Below are 17,864 nucleotides of genomic sequence, written 5' to 3'. Positions count from 1 at the left end.
GGTTGTCCTCGGCAAGCAGCCGATGCCAGGCTCTCAGGGTCTCTCCGGGGGAGCAGTCCCCCACTTCCAAACTTCGAATCCAGCGAATCCATCACCGCAATCCCGATGAAAGCTTCCCGATTTTTTGTCTCCACCCTCAAGGAAGCGCCCGCTGACGCCGAGGTCGCGAGCCACCGGCTCATGATGCGCGCCGGCATGATCAAGAAGCTCGGCACGGGCATCTACACCTACATGCCCATGGGGCTGCGCGTGATCCGCAAGGTCGAAGCCATCGTGCGCGAGGAGATGAACCGCGCCGGCGCCGTCGAGATGGCGATGCCCGTGGTGCAGCCGGCCGAGTTCTGGCAGGAGACCGGCCGCTTCGAGAAGATGGGCCCCGAGCTGCTGCGCATCAAGGACCGGCACGACCGCGACTTCGTGATCCAGCCGACCAGCGAAGAGGTCGTGACGGACATCGCGCGCCAGGAAATTCGCAGCTACAAGCAGCTGCCGAAGAGTTTCTACCAGATCCAGACCAAGTTCCGCGACGAGCGCCGTCCGCGCTTCGGCCTGATGCGCGGGCGCGAATTCATCATGAAGGACGCCTACAGCTTCGACCGCGACCTCGACGCGGCCAAGGCCAGCTACCAGGTCATGGCGCAGGCCTACCGCAACATCTTCGACCGCTTCGGCCTGCGCTATCGCGCCGTGGCGGCCGACAGCGGCGCCATCGGCGGCGACCTGAGCGAAGAGTTCCAGGTGATCGCCGCCACGGGTGAAGACGCCATCGTCTATTGCCCCGACAGCAATTACGCCGCCAACATGGAAAAGGCCGAGGCCCTGGCCCCGGCCGGCCCGCGCGCCGCCGCTGTCAAGGCGCTCGAGAAGACGCCCACTCCGGGCAAGGCCACCTGCGAAGACGTCGCAGTGCTGCTCGGCGTGCCGCTGTCGACCACGGTGAAGTCGCTCGTGCTGGCCACCGACATCGTCGACGACGCGGGCAACCCCAAGGGCTCGCAGGTCTGGCTGCTGCTGCTGCGCGGCGACCACGAGATGAACGAGATCAAGGTCGGCAAGCTGCCGGGCCTGGACAAGGGCTTCCGCTTCGCGACCCTGGCCGAGATCGACGAGCACTTCGGCTGCAAGCCAGGCTACCTTGGCCCGCTGAACCTCAAGAAGCCCGTCAGGACGGTGGCCGACCGCGAGGTGGCCGTGATGGCCGACTGGATCACGGGTGCCAACGAAGCCGACTTCCACATGACCGGCGTCAATTGGGGCCGCGACCTGCCCGAGCCCGACCTGATCGCCGACATCCGCAATGTGGTCGCCGGCGACGCCTCGCCCGATGGCAAGGGCGTGCTGGCCATCGAGCGCGGCATCGAGGTGGGCCATGTCTTCGTGCTGGGCACCAAGTACAGCAAGGACATGAACGCCACCTACCTCGACGAAGGCGGCAAGCCGCAGTTCCTCGAAATGGGCTGCTACGGCATCGGCATCACGCGCCTGCCGGCGGCGGCCATCGAACAGAACCACGACGAGCGCGGCATCATCTGGCCCGACGCGCTGGCCCCGTTCACGGTGGTGGTCTGCCCGATCGGCATGGACCGCAGCCCCGAGGTCAAGGTGGCGGCCGAAGCTCTGTATGAGCAACTGCTCGCCGCCGGCGTCGACGTGCTGCTCGACGACCGCGGCGAGCGCCCCGGCGCGATGTTCGCCGACTGGGAGCTCATCGGCGTGCCGCACCGCGTGGTGATCTCGGACCGCGGCCTGAAGGAAGGCCAGCTTGAATACCAGCACCGCCGCGACACGGCGGCCACCAAGGTGCCGGCGGCCGGCATCGCGGAGTTCATCACCGGCAAGCTCGCCAAATGAGCGTGGAGGGCGGCCTCTCGCGACGCCAGTGCCTGGGCGGCGCCGTGACGGCAAGCGCCCTCGCCATGCTGTCGTTGCCGCAGACCGCCCTGGCCGGCGCGCAGATCGAGGAGCCACTGATCGACTCGGTGCGCACCGCGCTCAGTTCGGCCATCCACAACAAGGCGCCGCCGGTGCCCCAGTTCGCGAACACCGAGGCCCGGCTCGCCTACCTGCGCTGGCTGGGCGAGATGAGCGAGCGGCTGCGCAAGAAGGTTGCCGATGCGCCGTCGCGCATCGAATTCCTGCAGACCGCCTGGTACGAAGCCAAGCGCTCGGGGCTCGACGTGAGCCTGGTGCTCGGGCTGGTCCAGGTCGAGAGCAATTTCCGCAAGTTCGCGGTGTCGAGCGCCGGTGCGCGTGGCTACATGCAGGTCATGCCGTTCTGGACGCGCGTGATCGGCGACGCCGACCCGGCCAAGCTGTTCCACATGCAGACCAACCTGCGCTTCGGCTGCGTGATCCTGCGCCACTACCTCGACCGCGAGAACGGCGATCTGTACATGACGCTGGGCCGCTACAACGGCAGCCGGGGCAAGTCGCCATACCCGAACGCGGTGTTCGCCAACCAGCGGCTCTGGGTGTTCAACGACAGGGAGCGCGAGCGCGAGAAGGATCCCGCCGCCGCGGGCTGAATTCCGTCAGTTGGCCGGCACCTTGGCGGTGGCCGAGCCCTTCGTGACCATCACCTGGTCGATGCGGTAGCTGTCCACGTCCATCACCTCGAAGGTGTAGCCGCCCCAGGTCACGTTGTCGGTGCGCTTGGGCACGCGGCGCAGCATCACCATGAGGAAGCCGGCCAGCGTCTCGTACTCCTCCGAGTGAGGCAGTTCGTCGATGTGCAGCGCGCGCTGCACGTCCTGGATGGGCGTGACGCCGTCGATCAGCCACGAGTTCTCGTCGCGCCGCACGATCTGCTCTTCGTCGAGGGGCGACACAAGGTCGCCCATCACCGTGCTCATCACGTCGTTGAGCGTGATCACGCCCACCACCAGGCTGTATTCGTTGACGATGATGGCGAAGTCCTCATGCGCCTGCTGGAATTGCTCGAGCACCTCGGTGAGCGATAGCCGGTCGGGGACGACCAGCGCCTTGTGCAGCGTCAGGCCCTGGTCGAAAGCCAGCGGCTGGCCGCTCAGCACGCGCTGGAACATTTCCTTGGCGTCTACATAGCCGAGCACATGGTCGATGTCGCCGTCGCATACCGGATAGGCCGAAAAAGGCTCGGCCACGATGCGCGCGCGCAGCACCGACTCCGGGTCGTCGTGCAGGAACCAGGCGATGTTGTCGCGCGCGGTCATCACGCTGCTGACCACCCGTGTGTCGAGTTCGAACACATTGGCGATCACCTGCTGCTCGCGCACTGCGAGCACGCCGGCCCGCGCACCGGCTTCGGTCATCGCGAGGATGTCGGCCGAGGTGATCTTGTCGTCGCGCGCCATCGGCATGCCGAGCAGCTTGAACAGCAGGTCGGTGCAACGCATGAAGAACCACACCAGCGGCTTGAAGGTGGTGATCAGCAGCAGCATCGGCCCGACCATGCGCACCGCCAGCTGCTCGGGGTTGCTCATGCCCAGCCGCTTGGGGAACAGGTCGGCGAACACCAGGAACACCGCGATGATGATGACGAACGAGCACAGGAAGGCCGCGCTGGCCGAAGCCTCCACGCTCAGCCATTTCTCGAAGAAGACCGCAAAGTACGGGCTGAGCGAACCTTCGCCCACCACGCCGCCGAGGATCGCCACCGCGTTCAGGCCGATCTGCACCACGGTGAAGTAATGGCCGGGCTGCTCCTGCACGCGCAGCACCTTCTCGGCCCGAGGATCGCCTTCGTCGGCCATCTGGCGCAGGCGCAGGCGGCGCGAGGCGGCCAAAGTTATTTCGGCGAGGGAGAAGAACGCGCTCATCGCGATCAGCAAGGCGATGACGAGCAGGCTTTGGGTAAGGGTCATGGTGGCACGTCGAAGACGAGCACCATGGTGCCATGACTCGGCACCGGAAAAACGCTCAGACGCCGCCGTGCGGATGGGTCGGGTCGACCCAGAGTACCGATTCGGGTTTTTCGACCGGCTCGATGTCGAGGTTCACAGCCACCGCTTCGCCGTCGCTGCGGCACAGCACGCATTCGAGCGTTTCGGTGGCGCTGGCGTTGATTTCCTGGTGCGGCACGTAGGGCGGCACGTAGATGAAGTCGCCCGGTCCGGCCTCGGCCGTGAACTCGAGCTTCTCGCCCCAGCGCATGCGGGCCCGGCCGCGCACGACGTAGATTACCGATTCGAGGTGCCCGTGATGATGGGCGCCGGTCTTGGCGTCGGCGTGGATGGTCACGGTGCCGGCCCAGAGCTTCTGCGCGCCCACACGGGCGAAGTTGATGGCCGCTGCCCGGTTCATGCCGGGCGTCTGGGCGGTGTTGGCGTCGAGTTGGTTGGCCGCGATCACGCGCACGCCGTCGTGCTTCCAGGCCGGGTCGCCTTCTTTATGCGAATGGCCGTGATCCGCGTGATCGTGGCTCATTGCGGGCCCCGTGGAATCAGGCCGCGGCGGCGCCGCCGCCGATGACTTGCTGCAGTTCGCCCGATTCGTACATCTCCATCATGATGTCCGAGCCGCCGACGAACTCGCCCTTCACGTAGAGCTGCGGGATCGTGGGCCAGTTGCTGTATTCCTTGATGCCCTGGCGGATGCCGTCGTCTTCGAGCACGTTGACGGTCTTGAGCGTCTTGGTGTCGACACCGACCGCCTTCAGGATCTGGATCGCGCGGCCCGAGAAACCGCACATCGGAAAGCTTGCGTTGCCCTTCATGAAGAGCACGAGGTCGTTGGTTTTGACGAGGTCGTCGATGCGTTGCTGGGCGTCGGACATGGGGACTCCTGAAAAGTGGGCTGGGGGGATTATTTCACCGTGCGCCAGATTCCGCCGGAGCAGCGCTGGATGCCGGCGAGGTCGTCGCGGCTTTGCACTTCGGCGAAACCGCGCGCGGTGAGCAACTGGCGTACGGATGCGGCTTGGTCGTGGCCGTGTTCGAGCAGCAGCCAGCCGCCTTCGGCGAGGTGGTCGGGAGCGTTCTGCACGATCTGGCGGATGTCGTCGAGCCCATCGGCGCCCGCGACCAGCGCGGAAGAAGGCTCATGGCGCAGGGCGGGCAGGTGCGGATCGCCGGCGGCGATGTACGGCGGGTTGCTGGCGATCACCGTGTAGCCGCTGCCGGCGCCGTCGAGCCAGCTCGCTTCGGTGAAGCACACCGGCAGGCCGAGGCGCTGCGCGTTGGCCTGGGCGACCGCCAATGCGTCGGCGCTGGCGTCGACCGCATCGACTTGCGCATCGCGGCGGGCATGTTGCAGGGCCAGTGCGATCGCACCGCTGCCCGTGCCGAGATCGAGCACGCGCGGAGCGGCATGGCCTTCGAGGCACTGCAGCGCCCATTCGACCAGCGTCTCGGTGTCGGGCCGCGGCACCAGCACGCGTGGATCGACGTGCAGGGCGAGACCGTGGAACTCCTTCTCGCCGAGCAGGTAGGCGACCGGCTCGCCCGCGAGGCGGCGCGACAACTGCGCGGAGAGCGCGGACCACGCCGCGTCGGGCATCGCATCGGTGTCGTGTGCCAGCAGCCAGGCGCGGTCATGCGGCGCCCGGCCCAGCGCGTGCAGAAGCAGCGACTGCGCGTCGAGCCGCTCCACGCCCAGCGCGACGGCCGCGGCCAGCGCCTGCGCCACGGTGGACGGCTTCGGGTCGTCGGCGGTCATCACGCTGGCAGGCTCGATTCCAGCTCGGCCAGCTGTTCGGCCTCACGCGCGGCGCGCAACGCGTCGAGCACGTCGCCAAGGTCGCCTTCCATGATCGCGAGCAGCTTGTAGAGCGTGAGGTTGATGCGGTGGTCGGTGAGCCGGCCCTGCGGAAAGTTGTAGGTGCGGATGCGGTCCGAGCGGTCGCCGCTGCCGATCAGGCCCTTGCGCATGGCGGCGTCCTTGGCCGCCCGCTCGCTGCGGTCCTTCTCCTGGATGCGCGCCGACAGCACCTGCAGCGCCTTCGCCTTGTTGCGGTGCTGGCTGCGGTCGTCCTGGCACTCGGCCACGATGCCGGTCGGGATGTGCGTGATGCGCACGGCCGAGTCGGTCTTGTTGATGTGCTGTCCGCCCGCGCCGCTGGCGCGGTAGGTGTCGATGCGCAGGTCGGCCGGGTTGATCTGCACGGCCACGGTCTCGTCGGGCTCGGCCAGCACGGCGACCGTGCAGGCGCTGGTGTGGATGCGGCCTTGCGTTTCGGTCGCCGGCACGCGCTGAACGCGGTGGCCGCCCGACTCGAAGCGCAGGTGGCCGAACACCTCGTCGCCGACGATGCGGATCACCACTTCCTTGTAGCCACCGAGTTCGCTTTCGCTTTCGCTCACCACCTCGCAGCGCCAGCCGGCACGCTCGCAGTAGCGCGTGTACATGCGCAGCAGGTCGCCCGCGAACAGGGCCGATTCGTCGCCGCCGGTGCCGGCGCGGATTTCGAGGAAGGCGTTGCGCGCGTCGTCGGGGTCCTTGGGCAGCAGCAATCGCTGCAGTTCTTCTTCGAGCTGCACCAGCTCGGCTTCGGCGCCCGCGATTTCTTCCTTTGCCATCTCGGCCATGTCGGGGTCGTCGAGCATTTCCGTCGCACCGGCGATGTCGGCCTCGCGCTGCCTGTAGCGCTCGTAGCGGCCGGCGATCTGCGTGACCTCGGCATGCTCGCGCGAGATGGTGCGGTACTGCGCCATGTCGCTCATGATGTCTTCGCGCGAGAGCAGGAAGTCGAGCTCGCCCAAACGTTGGGCGTAGCGTTCGAGTTGGTGGCGCAGAAAGGATTTCACGGAGGAACGGGGCTCGAAAAAATGTGGAGATGCTGCCGCAAGAGGGCAGCGCGCATGAAGACCGCGGCCGATCGGGCCTGGCGACGACGAGCGTCGCTAACGCTCTTTGCGCAGGAACAGGCGCGAGATGGCCTGCGCCGTCTGTTCGCGCGAGGCGGCATCGCCCGCGTGCAGCTCGGCCATGGCGCCATGCATCATCTTCTGCGTAAGCCCGCGCGACATGGCTTCGAGCACGGCATCGACCGATTCGCCCCTGGCCAGCAGCTTGCGGGCGCGCGCCATTTCGGCGGCGCGCCATTCATCGGCCTGCGCGTTGAGCTGCTGGATCAGCGGCACGGTGCCGCGCTGGCCCAGCCAGTGCATGAAGCTCTGCACGCCGGCGTCGATGATGACTTCGGCCTGCGCGACGGCTGCCTGGCGGTTGGCCTGGCCCTGTTGCACGACCTGGGCGAGGTCGTCGACGGTGTAGAGGTAGATGTCCTCGAGCGCCTTCACTTCGGGCTCGATGTCGCGCGGCACGGCCAGGTCGACCATGAACATCGGGCGGTGCTTGCGCGCCTTGAGCGCACGCTCAACGGCGCCCAGGCCGATGATCGGCAGCGTGCTCGCCGTGCAGCTCACGACGATGTCGAACTCGGCGAGCCGCGCCGGCAGGTCGGCCAGGCGCATCGCCTCGCCGCCGAAGCGCGAAGCCAGCTTCTCGCCGCGCTCGAGCGTGCGGTTGGCAATAGCGATCGATTTGGGTTCCCTGGCCGCGAAGTGCGTGGCCGCGAGGTCGATCATTTCGCCCGCGCCGACGAACAGCACGCGTGTCTGATGAAGGTCTTCGAAGAGCTGGCTGGCCAACCGGACCGCCGCGGCGGCCATGCTGATGGAGTGCGCGCCGATCTCGGTGGCCGTGCGGACTTCCTTGGCCACCGCAAAGGAGCGCTGGAACAGCTGGTTCAGCGTGCTGCCGAGCGCGCCGGCCGTTTCGGCAGCGCGCACCGCGTCCTTCATCTGGCCGAGGATCTGGGCTTCGCCGAGCACCATCGAGTCGAGCCCGCTGGCCACGCGGAAGGCATGGCGCGCGGCTTCGTCGTCGTGCAGGGTGTAGGCATGCGAGCGCAGCAGGGCAGGGGCCACGCCGCCGCTTTGCGCCAGCCAGCCGAAGGTGTGGTCGAGCGCGGCGTGTTCCGAGGCGCAATAGATCTCGGTGCGGTTGCAGGTGGAGATGATCGCGGCCTCGACCTGGGGGTGGCGGCCGGAGGCAAAGGAACTGCGCAGGCTCTGCAGCGTGGGGGCGATCTGATCGAGCGCGAACGCGAAACGACCGCGCAGATCGAGCGGCGCGGTCGTGTGGTTCAAGCCGAGAGCCCAGACTGACATGGCCGTGATTATAAAATCAGCAGCCGCACGAGGCTTGCGGAGGGACAAATGGCTTTCCCTATGACAGCCATAACCTTCGCCGCATGTTCCGGCGCACGCGCAATCCCCTCCCGATGGACCTGCTGGCCCTCCTCGACCACCTGCTCAATTTCGTCGCTCCGGCGGCCTTTCTGGCCCTTGTGCTGGTTCTTGCCGGGCGGTTCCTGGGCGGCGGGCGTGCCGGCGCTGCGCGCTGGTGGGTGCAGTGGGCACTGACCTTTGCCGCGGGCGTCGGCGTGTCGGTGATCGGCCTCGTGGTGTTCGGGCGCGACGGGATGATGGCAACCTACGCCGCGCTCGTGGTGGCCTGCGGCGCCATCCAGTGGCTGGCGATGCGCGGCTGGCGCCGCTGAGGGCCGGCCAGCTCCGAACCTGGAAGCCTGGCCTGCGCGCTGCCGCCGGAACGAGGCTCAGGTCGGCATGCCGGGGATCGGCGAGTTGGACGTCGCGGGCGCCGGCGCCGCCGCGGCCGGCTCGGAGGGCGCCATCATGAACGTGGTCGGCGTCGCCATCGGCAGCGCGGCCTTCCTGAGCTCGTCGAGGATCACGAACAGCAGGTCGCTGCGCACGCCGCCCGCGAGCCGGGGGCTCGCCACGTAGGCGATCGCCTGGAAGATCAGCAGCCCGTTCTCGATGCCCTCGAGCGTGAGCGATGGCGCCGGCGTTTCCAGCACGCCTTCGTGCGCCTTGCAGGCCGCAAGGATCAGGTCGCGCACGCGCTGCGCGTCGGTGGTCAGCGGCATCGGCAAGCGGATCAGCACACGGCCCTCGGCGTTGGCCAGCGTCATGTTGCGAACCGTCTTGGTAATGAACTCCGAGTTCGGCACGATGAGCGTCGAACGGTCGCCCAGCTGGATCTCGGTGGCGCGCACGTTGATGCGCCGCACGTCGCCCTCGGCCGTGCCCAGCACCACCCAGTCGCCCACCTTCACCGGCTGCTCCGCCAGCAGGATCAGCCCGGAGATGAAGTTCTGCACGATCGCCTGCAGCCCGAAGCCGATACCCACCGACAGCGCGCTCGCCACCCACGCGATGCGCTCGATGCCGATGCCCAGCGCCGACAGAGAGAACGCGATCACCAGAATGCCGCCCACGTAGCCCAGCAGCGTGGTGATCGAACTCTGCATGCCCGGCTCGAACTGCGTGTTCGGCAGGTAGCTGCGCGTGAGCCAGCGCTTGAAGATGCGCAGCACGATGAAGCCCACCACCGCCACCGCGATCGCGCTCAGGATCGCGCCCGGCACCAGCTGGAATTCGCCCACCTTCACGCCGGTGCCGAGCTTGCCGCTGCGCTGGAACACTTCGCTCGGAGATGTGCCCAGCGGCGCGGCCAGCGCGATCAGCATGTAGACGAACAGCGCCACGCGGCTGATGCCCGACAGCACCGTGGCCGCTTGGTCCAGTGTCTGCGGTGCGAGGCCGAAGCTCTTCTGCAGCTTCTGGCCGAAGGTGCTGCGCGAGGCCACGCCGGCCATGAACACGTCGTCGGCGAACTTGAACAGCACGTAGAAGGCCGCGGCCACGATGCCGCTCCAGGTCAGCTGCGAGGCCAGGAAGCTGCCCAGCGCCACGTAGCCCAGCGCCACCAGCACCCAGATGGCGATCATCAGCATGCCGATCAGCGCCACCAGCAGGCCGACCCACATCGGCCGCTCGGGCAGGCCGGCCTCGGGCGCGTCGGCGCGCAACGCCTTGAGCCGATAGATCACCGTGCCCACCAGGGCGGTCAGCACCAGCGCCGTCAGCACGTGCGTGGTCACCACGGCGGCGAAGCTGGCGTCGATCAGCGCGTTGATCTCGGCCGGTGTCCAGGCCAGTGCCGCCACCAGCGCCACCAGCCAGGGCAGTGCCGCAAGCCGGCTGGCCGTGGCGTCGGGGATCGGCGGCAGCCGCCACGAGGGGCGGGAAGTGGCCAGCAGCGCGCGGCCCAGGCCGATGACGAAGGCCATGAAGGTCAGCGCCTGCGCCGCCGATTGCAGCGCCTTGCGCGCCTGCGGGTCCCAGGTGGCGTAGGTCTTGAGCACCTCCACGAAGCCGTGCGCGGCCACCGCCACCAACAGCACGTGGCTCGCGACGATGGCGATCACCAGCAGCGAGCGGCGCAGCCGGCCGGCCGGCAGCACCCGCATGGAGAGCCGCGCCAGCAGGTGCTCGGCGCCCCAGACGCCCAGGAAGGCCAGCAGCAGCGCGCCGATCAGCGCGGCGATCACAGCCGTGCGCGACGCGGGTGCCAACGCCTGTTCGATGCCGTCGCCGAGGGCCGTGCCCATGGACTGCAGCCGCTCCAGGTCGTCGGGCCAGGCCTCCTGCAGATCGTTCCAGAAGGCGTCGGTGAGTGGCGAGGCCGCGCGCTCGGTGAGCTGGGCCTCGAACAGCGCGCGCCGCTGCGTCACCAAGTCGGCGCCGCGCTGGCGCACGTCGATAGACAGCAGCTTCGCGAGCCGGATGTCGGCGTCGAGCGCGTTGCGCTCCTTCGTCAGCTGCGCGCGCTGGCGCGTGATGCCGGGGTCTTCGGTGGTGCCGGCAGCGGGCGGGTTACCGAGCTCGCCCAGCCGAGCGTTGAGGTCTGCGAGGTCGCCGGTGCGCGCGGCGACGAATTTGTCCGCCTGCGCGCCGATGTCGTTGATTTGCCCGATTTGCTTGCGCGGGTCGTCCTCGGCGTTGCTGCCCTTGCCCGGGTCGGCGGTGAGCTTGTTGAATTGCGCCCGCAATTCGGCCACGGTGGGCGCGGGGGCTGCTGCGGCGGCGCTGGCGCTGTTGTTGGGATTGCCGTTGCCGGCGTTGATGCTGGCATCGGGCTGCGCGAATGCGCAGTACATCGACAGGGCCAGCAGGATGGCGAGGCCGCAGCCCGCCAGGCGAGAGGTCCGATTCATGGCCGCATCATAGAAGCGGCGATGAGGTAAATGCCTGTAAGAAACGTGCGCCTCAGCCGGCCGGGCTGAACAGGTCGACCCGGTCGGTGATGATGCCGTCGGTACCCAGGCCGATCAGCCGCTGCGCCGCCCATTCGTCGTTCACCGTGTAGCTCAGCGCGCGCATGCCGGCGCCGTGCACCTGCGCCACCACTGCGGCGTCCCACAGCGCGTGGTTGCAGACGATGGCCACGCAACCCAACTGCTGCGCGGCTTCGAGCCAGCCGTGCCGCAGCGTGTCGAGCAGCAGGCCGCGCGGCAGTTCCGGCTGCACCGCTTGCGCGCCTTTCAGCGATTCGACCTGGAAGGACGTGAGCAGCGGCGGCACGGCTGCGCCTTGCCACAGGCGCGCAGCCTCGCGCGCCACCACCTCGCCGGTTTCGCGCTCGGCGCCCGGCGTGGGCTTGATCTCGATGTTCAGCAGATGGCCGTTCGCCAGGCAGTAGCGCGCGAGGTTCTCCAGCGTGGGCAGCGGCTCSCCCGCGTGGGCGCGCGAGTGCCAACTGCCCGCATCGAGCCGCGCCAGCGCGCTCCAGGGCTGCGCGCCGCCGGTGCCGTGGCCGCTGGTGGTGCGGTCCAGCGTGGCGTCGTGCATCAGGAAGGGCACGCCGTCCGCACTGAGCTTGGCGTCGCACTCGAACATGCGGTAGCCGTATGCCGCGCCGAGCCGGAACGCGGCAAGGGTGTTCTCGGGAGCCAGCTTGCCGGCGCCGCGGTGAGCGACCCAGCGGGGGTAGGGCCAGGAATTCATGAGCATTTCCTGAGTTGGCTTTCGGCTTCTTCGTGGGACACCGCGGAACCGGCTTTGCCGGGCCGCTGGTGTCGCCCCCGGTAGGGGGTAGGAGAAGCGACACGAAGTGCGCGAAGCCTGGGGGCGAGCATTAGTCTGCGCGCTTGCCGGAGCCGGCGTCGAACCAGTGCAGCTTGTCTTCGCGTGCCGCGATCTTCACCGTGTCGCCGGCCACCGGCGGATGGTCGCCCTCGTCGGTGCGCATGATGATCTGCTCGTCGCCGATGCGGCCATACACCAGGCGCTCGGCGCCCAGCAGCTCGACCTGCTCGACCTGCACCGTCCAGCCGCTCTCGTCCAGCTTCAGATGCTCGGGGCGGATGCCCAGGATCTGGCCCGGGCGCACGCCCGGCGCGTGCTTCAGCAGGTTCATCGGCGGCGAGCCGATGAAGCTGGCCACGAAGGTGGTGGCCGGACGCGAGTACACCTCTTCGGGCGTCGCGAACTGGTCCATCACGCCGCCGTTCATCACGATGATGCGCTGCGCCAGCGTCATCGCCTCGACCTGGTCGTGCGTGACGAACAGCGAGGTGATGCCGAGTTCGCGGTGCAGCTTCTGGATTTCGAGGCGGGTCTGCGCGCGCAGCTTGGCGTCGAGGTTCGACAGCGGTTCGTCGAACAGGAAAACCTGCGGCTGGCGCACGATGGCGCGGCCCATGGCCACGCGCTGGCGCTGGCCGCCGGAGAGTTCACGCGGCTTGCGCTCCAGCAGGTGGCCCAACTCGAGGATCTTCGCGGCCTTGTCGACGCGCACCTTGATCTCGTCGACCGGTACCTTGGCGATCTTCAGGCCGTAGGCCATGTTCGCGAACACGCTCATGTGCGGGTACAACGCGTAGTTCTGGAACACCATGGCGATGTCGCGCTCGGACGGCTCGAGCTGGTTCACCACCTTGCCGCCGATGGCGATCTCGCCGGCCGAGATTTCCTCCAGGCCCGCCACCATGCGCAGCAGCGTGGACTTGCCGCAGCCCGAGGGGCCGACGATCACGATGAATTCATGGTTGGCGATTTCGGCGCTCACGCCGTGGATGACCTGGTTGGCTTTCGGCCCGTGGCCGTAGCGCTTGATGACGTTGCGAAAGGAAAGTGCAGCCATGTTCTTCTCGATTTCGGCCTCGACCACGAGGCGCTGTTATTTCCAGAACCACCGCGGAACCGGCTTTGCCGGGCCGCTGGTGGTGCCCCCGGTAGGGGGAAGGCGTAGCGACACGAAGTGCGCGAAGCCTGGGGGCGAGCCTATTTCTCAGTGTCCACGAGGCCCTTGACGAACCACTTTTGCATCAGCACAACCACCAGCGCGGGCGGCAGCATGGCGAGGATGGCGGTGGCCATCACGACGTTCCATTCGTTCTGTCCGTCGCCGCCGGCAATCATTCGCTTGATGCCGACCACCACGGGGTACATGTCTTCGCTCGTGGTCGCCAGCAGCGGCCATAGGTACTGGTTCCAGCCGTAGATGAACTGGATCACGAACAGCGCCGCGATCGAGGTCTTCGACAGCGGCAGCAGCACGTCGAAGAAGAAGCGCATCGGGCTCGCGCCGTCCATGCGCGAGGCCTCGGTGAGCTCGTCGGGCACGGTCAGGAAGAACTGGCGGAACAGGAAGGTTGCCGTGGCCGACGCGATCAGCGGCACCGTGAGGCCCGCGTACGTGTTGAGCATGTTCAGATCCGACAGCACCTTGTAGGTGGGCAGGATGCGCACCTCCACCGGCAGCATCAGCGTCACGAAGATGGCCCAGAAGCAGATCTTCTTGAACGGGAAGCGGAAGTAGACGATGGCGAAGGCCGACAGCAGCGAGATCGAGATCTTGCCGATGGCGATCACCATCGCCGTCACGAAGCTCACCCACATCATGTGCGCCACCGGTGCGTTGGAGCCCGCGCTGTTCTCGCGACCGAAGAGCGCGCCCTTGTAACTGTCGACGATGTTCGAGCCGGGCAGGAGCGGCATCGGCGCCTGCACGATTTCCTGTGCCGTGTGGGTGGAGGCCACGAACGCCAGGTAGAGCGGGAAGGCGACGATCAAGACGCCGAGGATCATGACGACGTGGGCCAGGATGCCGTGGGTGCCGCGTTTCTCAACCATGCTGGGCTCCGCCGAGTCGGTGTTTCTGTTGTTGCTTCATCTTCAGTACTGAACTTTCTTCTCGACGTAGCGGAACTGGATGACCGTGAGCGCCACCACGATCACCATCAGCACCACCGACTGTGCGGCCGAACCGCCCAGGTCCAGGCCCTTGAAGCCGTCGTGGTAGACCTTGTAGACCAGGATGGTGGTGTCCTTGCCCGGGCCGCCCTGGGTGGCCGCATCGACGATCGCGAAGGTGTCGAAGAAGGCGTAGACCACGTTGATCACCAGCAGGAAGAAGGTGGTGGGCGACAGCAGCGGGAACTGCACGGTCCAGAAGCGGCGCCACGGGCGCGCGCCGTCGATGGCGGCTGCCTCGATCAGCGACTTCGGAATGGACTGCAGGCCGGCCAGGAAGAACAGGAAGTTGTAGGAAATCTGCTTCCACACCGAGGCCATCACGATCAGCGTCATGGCGTGGCCCGAGTCGAGCAGGTGGTTCCAGTTGATGCCAATCTTGCCGAGCGCATAGGCTACGACGCCCAGCGACGGCGAGAACATGAAGACCCACAGCACGGCCGCTACAGCGGGCGCCACGGCGTAGGGCAGGATCAGCATGGTCTTGTAGAACATGCCGCCGCTCACGATGCGATCGGCAAAGACGGCCAGCGTCAGCGACAGGCTCAGGCCGATGGTGGCCACCAGCACCGAGAAGACGGCGGTGGTCTTGAACGACTCGCCGTAGGCCGGGTCGTCGAACAGGTCCTTGAAGTTCTGCAGTCCGACGAAGTCGACGGATGTGCCGAATGCGTCCTGCTGCTGGAGCGATTGCAGGATGGCCTGCCCCGCCGGCCAGAAGAAAAACACGAGGATCACCGCCATCTGCGGTGTCAGCAGCAGCCAGGGTAGCCAGCCCGAGCGAAAGAAGACGCGTTTTTCCATGAACCCCTCGTAACCCTCTACGTAAAAAATCCCGCCGCGGCCACTCTTGTAGAAGAGTGGCCGGGGGGCGGGCGATATTAGCCGGACGCCGGGGTCCGAGCTTCAATCGTCAGCTTTTGTTTGCTTTCTGGAAGCGTTCCAGTTGCTCGTTGCCGCGGGTCACGATGGCGTCGAGCGCTTCCTTGGCGGTCTTCTTGCCGTTCCAGACCTGTTCGAGCTCTTCGTCCTCGATGGCGCGGATCTGCACGTAGTTGCCCAGGCGGATGCCGCGGCTCTTGTCGGTGACCTTGCGGATCATCTGCGTCACGGCCACGTCGGTGCCCGGGTTCTGCTTGTAGAAGCCCGATTCTTCGGTGAGCTTGTACGAGGCGGTGGTCACCGGCAGGTAGCCGGTGCGCTTGTGGCTGGCGGACTGCACTTCAGGCGTCGAGATGAAGCTGAAGAACTTGGCCACGCCCTTGTACTCGGCGGCCTTCTTGCCCGACATGACCCACAGGCTGGCGCCGCCGATCACGGTGTTCTGCGGTGCGCCCGGCACGTCCGGGTAGTAGGGCAGGGGGGCGAGGCCGTAGGCGAACTTGGCGTTCTTGGCCACGTTGCCGTAGAAGCCGGAAGACGTGTTGATCATGGCGCACTCGCCCGAGACGAACGACGCTTCAGGCACGTTGCCGCGGCCCTTGTAGATGAACAGGCCCTGCTTGGCCATGCTGGCCAGGTTCTCGATGTGGCGCTGGTGCAGCGGCGAATTCACCTTCAGGCGCGCGTCCAGGCCCTGCAGGCCGTTGGACTTGCTCGCGAACTCCACGTTGTGCCAGGCCGAGAAGCTCTCGACCTGCGTCCAGTTCTGCCAGGCCGTGGTGAACGGGCACTTGTGGCCGCTGGCCTTGAGCTTGGCGGCGGCTGCCACCACTTCGGGCCAGGTCGACGGGGCCTTGTCGGTGGGCAGCCCGGCGGCCTTGAAGGCGTCCTTGTTGAAATAGAAGATGGTGGTCGAGCTGTTGAACGGGAAGCTCAGCATCTGGCCGTTGGGAGCGGTGTAGTAGCCGGCCACAGCGGGGATGTAGGCGGCCGGGTCGAACTTCTCGCCCGCGTCCTTCATGACCTGGCCGACCGGGATGATCGCCCCCTTGCTGGCCATCATGGTGGCGGTGCCCACTTCGAACACCTGCAGGATGTGCGGGGCGTTGCCGGCGCGGAAGGCCGCGATGGACGCCGTCATCGATTCGTCGTACGTGCCCTTGAAGGTCGGCACGACCTTGTATTCCTTCTGGCTCTCGTTGAACTGCTTGGCCAGGTCGTTGACCCACTCGTTGTTGACGGCGGTCATCGAGTGCCACCACTGGATCTCGGTCTGGGCCTGTGCCACGTTGAACAGCGTGGCGGCCAACGCCGATGCCAGCGCGAGCGTCTTGAATCGCATGAAGACTCCTGAAGGGAAAAATGGAAAGCGCGGATGCTAGGGCATGTGCATGACACAGCCGCGTCACATTGGCGCACGGAGCGCCGCCTTCTTCCAATCAGGGAAACCCCTTTGGCCTCATGCCCGGCGCGGGTGGTGGCCCTGCATGCTGCGCTGCACCATGCTAGCATCGCCCTCCCTTTTCCTGGCCTGGCTTGTCGCCATGGCCGGGGCTTCCGCGAGACCGCCATGAGCAGCAAAACCTCCCTCGACAAAAGCAGGATCAAGTTCCTCTTGCTCGAAGGCATCCACCCCTCGGCCGTAGAGGTGCTGCGCGCCGCCGGCTACACCAACATCGAGTCGCTGCCGGGCGCACTGCCCGACGCCGAGCTCAAGGCCAAGATCGCCGACGTTCACTTCCTGGGCATCCGTTCGCGCACCCAGCTGACGGCCGAGGTGTTCGCCGCCGCCCACAAGCTGGTGGCGGCCGGGTGCTTCTGCATCGGCACCAACCAGGTCGACCTCGAGGCGGCGCGCGAGCACGGCGTGGCCGTGTTCAATGCCCCTTACTCCAACACCCGCTCCGTGGCCGAGCTGGTGCTGGCCGAAGCCATCCTGCTGCTGCGCGGCGTGCCCGAGAAGAGCGCGGTGGCGCACCGCGGCGGCTGGCTCAAGTCGGCCGACAACGCGTTTGAAATCCGCGGCAAGACGCTGGGCATCGTCGGCTACGGCTCGATCGGCGCGCAGCTGTCGGTGCTGGCCGAGGCGCTGGGCATGCACGTGGCCTTCTACGACGTGGTCACCAAGCTGCCGCTGGGCAACGCCCGCCAGGTGCGCGAGCTGCATCAGCTGCTGGCCCAGAGCGACATCGTGACCCTGCACGTGCCCGAGACCCAGGCCACCCAGTGGATGATCGGTGCGGCCGAGATCGCCGCGATGAAGCCGGGCGCCATCTTGCTGAACGCGTCGCGCGGCACGGTGGTCGAGATCGAACCGCTGGCCGAGGCCCTGAAGAGCAAGAAGCTGCTGGGCGCCGCCGTCGACGTGTTCCCGGTGGAGCCGCGTACCAACAAGGACGAGTTCCAGTCGCCGCTGCGGGGGCTGGACAACGTGATCCTGACGCCGCACATCGGCGGCTCGACGATGGAGGCGCAGGCCAACATCGGGCTGGAGGTGGCCGAGAAGCTGGTCAAGTACAGCGACAACGGCACCTCGACTTCTTCCGTCAACTTTCCGGAGGTGGCGCTGCCTGCTCACCCCGGCAAGCACCGCCTGCTGCACATCCACCGCAACGTGCCGGGCGTGCTGTCCGAGATCAACAAGATCTTCTCGGACAACAACATCAACATCTCGTCCCAGTTCCTGCAGACCAACGAGAAGATCGGTTACGTCGTGATGGACATCGACGCCGCCTCGTCCGATCTGGCGCTGGAAAAGTTGGCGAAGGTGAGTGGGACGATCCGCAGCCGGGTGCTGTTCTAAGCCCCGGTTTTTCTCCCTTTCCCTCTGGCAGAGGGCAGGGGTGAGGGCCGGCGGCCTCCACGCCGCGGCAGGCATCGGGCCCGCCACAGGGAATAGCGGCAGGGCAAGGCAAAGCCCCCAAGGCCTGCCCTAAA

At 67.0% G+C, this 17,864-nt stretch carries 16 protein-coding genes; 4 read left to right on the top strand and 12 right to left on the bottom strand.

The window, feature by feature from the left end; translation table 11 throughout:
- Nucleotides 1–105 precede the first annotated feature (105 nt).
- Entirely contained in the window at nt 106–1,851 is a 1,746-nt protein-coding gene (locus ASC92_RS07590) for a proline--tRNA ligase (protein WP_056512676.1), read from the top strand.
- The gene (locus tag ASC92_RS07585; protein WP_056512671.1) at nt 1,848–2,525 is read left to right on the top strand and encodes a lytic transglycosylase domain-containing protein; all 678 of its coding nucleotides are present in this window, start codon (nt 1,848–1,850) and stop codon (nt 2,523–2,525) included. The genes ASC92_RS07590 and ASC92_RS07585 overlap by 4 nt, the downstream gene beginning before the upstream one ends.
- Before the next feature lie 6 nt (nt 2,526–2,531).
- On the opposite strand, the gene ASC92_RS07580 is transcribed toward ASC92_RS07585, so the two are convergent.
- The 6 genes from ASC92_RS07580 to hemA form a co-directional block, all read right to left on the bottom strand.
- Entirely contained in the window at nt 2,532–3,842 is a 1,311-nt protein-coding gene (locus tag ASC92_RS07580) for a hemolysin family protein (protein WP_056512668.1), read from the bottom strand.
- Nucleotides 3,843–3,897: 55 nt separating this feature from the next.
- A complete protein-coding gene (locus tag ASC92_RS07575; protein WP_056512665.1) occupies nt 3,898–4,404 on the bottom strand; it encodes a cupin domain-containing protein in 507 nt (168 codons plus the stop codon).
- A 16-nt stretch (nt 4,405–4,420) separates the two neighbouring features.
- Nucleotides 4,421–4,753, bottom strand: coding sequence for a Grx4 family monothiol glutaredoxin (grxD, locus tag ASC92_RS07570; protein WP_056512662.1), 333 nt, complete (start codon nt 4,751–4,753; stop codon nt 4,421–4,423).
- Nucleotides 4,754–4,782: 29 nt separating this feature from the next.
- On the bottom strand, nt 4,783–5,634 hold the full coding sequence (prmC, locus tag ASC92_RS07565) for a peptide chain release factor N(5)-glutamine methyltransferase (RefSeq protein WP_056512658.1): 852 nt from the start codon (nt 5,632–5,634) through the stop codon (nt 4,783–4,785).
- The gene (prfA, locus tag ASC92_RS07560; protein WP_056512655.1) at nt 5,634–6,722 is read right to left on the bottom strand and encodes a peptide chain release factor 1; all 1,089 of its coding nucleotides are present in this window, start codon (nt 6,720–6,722) and stop codon (nt 5,634–5,636) included. Before prfA ends, prmC begins: the two co-directional genes overlap by 1 nt.
- A 96-nt stretch (nt 6,723–6,818) precedes the next feature.
- On the bottom strand, nt 6,819–8,090 hold the full coding sequence (gene hemA, locus ASC92_RS07555) for a glutamyl-tRNA reductase (protein ID WP_056512653.1): 1,272 nt from the start codon (nt 8,088–8,090) through the stop codon (nt 6,819–6,821).
- A gap of 113 nt (nt 8,091–8,203) precedes the next feature.
- On the opposite strand from hemA, the gene ASC92_RS07550 reads away from it, so the two are divergent.
- Nucleotides 8,204–8,482, top strand: a complete 279-nt coding sequence (locus ASC92_RS07550; protein ID WP_056512866.1) for a hypothetical protein — start codon at nt 8,204–8,206, stop codon at nt 8,480–8,482.
- 57 nt (nt 8,483–8,539) lie between these two features.
- Here the strand turns inward: ASC92_RS07550 and ASC92_RS07545 are convergent, their stop codons facing one another.
- From ASC92_RS07545 to ugpB, 6 genes are all read right to left on the bottom strand, one after another.
- On the bottom strand, nt 8,540–11,005 hold the full coding sequence (locus ASC92_RS07545; protein WP_056512650.1) for a DUF3772 domain-containing protein: 2,466 nt from the start codon (nt 11,003–11,005) through the stop codon (nt 8,540–8,542).
- A gap of 52 nt (nt 11,006–11,057) precedes the next feature.
- Nucleotides 11,058–11,801: a glycerophosphodiester phosphodiesterase gene (ugpQ, locus tag ASC92_RS07540; protein ID WP_056512646.1), complete on the bottom strand. Its 744-nt coding sequence runs from the start codon at nt 11,799–11,801 to the stop codon at nt 11,058–11,060.
- Nucleotides 11,802–11,925: 124 nt separating this feature from the next.
- A complete protein-coding gene (gene ugpC, locus ASC92_RS07535; RefSeq protein ID WP_056512863.1) occupies nt 11,926–12,933 on the bottom strand; it encodes a sn-glycerol-3-phosphate ABC transporter ATP-binding protein UgpC in 1,008 nt (335 codons plus the stop codon).
- A gap of 140 nt (nt 12,934–13,073) precedes the next feature.
- The gene (gene ugpE / locus ASC92_RS07530; RefSeq protein ID WP_056512642.1) at nt 13,074–13,925 is read right to left on the bottom strand and encodes a sn-glycerol-3-phosphate ABC transporter permease UgpE; all 852 of its coding nucleotides are present in this window, start codon (nt 13,923–13,925) and stop codon (nt 13,074–13,076) included.
- 42 nt (nt 13,926–13,967) lie between these two features.
- Entirely contained in the window at nt 13,968–14,849 is an 882-nt protein-coding gene (gene ugpA / locus ASC92_RS07525) for a sn-glycerol-3-phosphate ABC transporter permease UgpA (RefSeq protein ID WP_056512639.1), read from the bottom strand.
- Nucleotides 14,850–14,958: 109 nt separating this feature from the next.
- Complete coding sequence (ugpB, locus tag ASC92_RS07520; RefSeq protein ID WP_056512637.1) at nt 14,959–16,269, bottom strand: sn-glycerol-3-phosphate ABC transporter substrate-binding protein UgpB; 1,311 nt, start codon at nt 16,267–16,269, stop codon at nt 14,959–14,961.
- Between the two features lie 228 nt (nt 16,270–16,497).
- On the opposite strand from ugpB, the gene serA reads away from it, so the two are divergent.
- Nucleotides 16,498–17,730, top strand: a complete 1,233-nt coding sequence (serA, locus tag ASC92_RS07515; RefSeq protein WP_056512634.1) for a phosphoglycerate dehydrogenase — start codon at nt 16,498–16,500, stop codon at nt 17,728–17,730.
- Nucleotides 17,731–17,864 lie beyond the last annotated feature (134 nt).

Source organism: Variovorax sp. Root411, assembly GCF_001425205.1.
Lineage (GTDB): Bacteria > Pseudomonadota > Gammaproteobacteria > Burkholderiales > Burkholderiaceae_C > Variovorax.
Note: the sequence above shows the minus strand (reverse complement) of the source record. Positions and strands in the feature narration are given on the sequence as shown.

Excerpts from the sequence above, each read along its gene's own strand:
- ASC92_RS07590 (WP_056512676.1), top strand. The coding sequence starts at position 106 with ATGAAAGCTTCCCGATTTTTTGTCTCCACCCTCAAGGAAGCGCCCGCT.
- ASC92_RS07585 (WP_056512671.1), top strand. The coding sequence starts at position 1,848 with ATGAGCGTGGAGGGCGGCCTCTCGCGACGCCAGTGCCTGGGCGGCGCC.
- ASC92_RS07580 (WP_056512668.1), bottom strand. The coding sequence starts at position 3,842 with ATGACCCTTACCCAAAGCCTGCTCGTCATCGCCTTGCTGATCGCGATG.
- ASC92_RS07575 (WP_056512665.1), bottom strand. The coding sequence starts at position 4,404 with ATGAGCCACGATCACGCGGATCACGGCCATTCGCATAAAGAAGGCGAC.
- grxD (WP_056512662.1), bottom strand. The coding sequence starts at position 4,753 with ATGTCCGACGCCCAGCAACGCATCGACGACCTCGTCAAAACCAACGAC.
- prmC (WP_056512658.1), bottom strand. The coding sequence starts at position 5,634 with ATGACCGCCGACGACCCGAAGCCGTCCACCGTGGCGCAGGCGCTGGCC.
- hemA (WP_056512653.1), bottom strand. The coding sequence starts at position 8,090 with ATGTCAGTCTGGGCTCTCGGCTTGAACCACACGACCGCGCCGCTCGAT.
- ASC92_RS07550 (WP_056512866.1), top strand. The coding sequence starts at position 8,204 with ATGGACCTGCTGGCCCTCCTCGACCACCTGCTCAATTTCGTCGCTCCG.
- ASC92_RS07545 (WP_056512650.1), bottom strand. The coding sequence starts at position 11,005 with ATGAATCGGACCTCTCGCCTGGCGGGCTGCGGCCTCGCCATCCTGCTG.
- ugpC (WP_056512863.1), bottom strand. The coding sequence starts at position 12,933 with ATGGCTGCACTTTCCTTTCGCAACGTCATCAAGCGCTACGGCCACGGG.
- ugpE (WP_056512642.1), bottom strand. The coding sequence starts at position 13,925 with ATGGTTGAGAAACGCGGCACCCACGGCATCCTGGCCCACGTCGTCATG.
- ugpA (WP_056512639.1), bottom strand. The coding sequence starts at position 14,849 with ATGGAAAAACGCGTCTTCTTTCGCTCGGGCTGGCTACCCTGGCTGCTG.
- ugpB (WP_056512637.1), bottom strand. The coding sequence starts at position 16,269 with ATGCGATTCAAGACGCTCGCGCTGGCATCGGCGTTGGCCGCCACGCTG.
- serA (WP_056512634.1), top strand. The coding sequence starts at position 16,498 with ATGAGCAGCAAAACCTCCCTCGACAAAAGCAGGATCAAGTTCCTCTTG.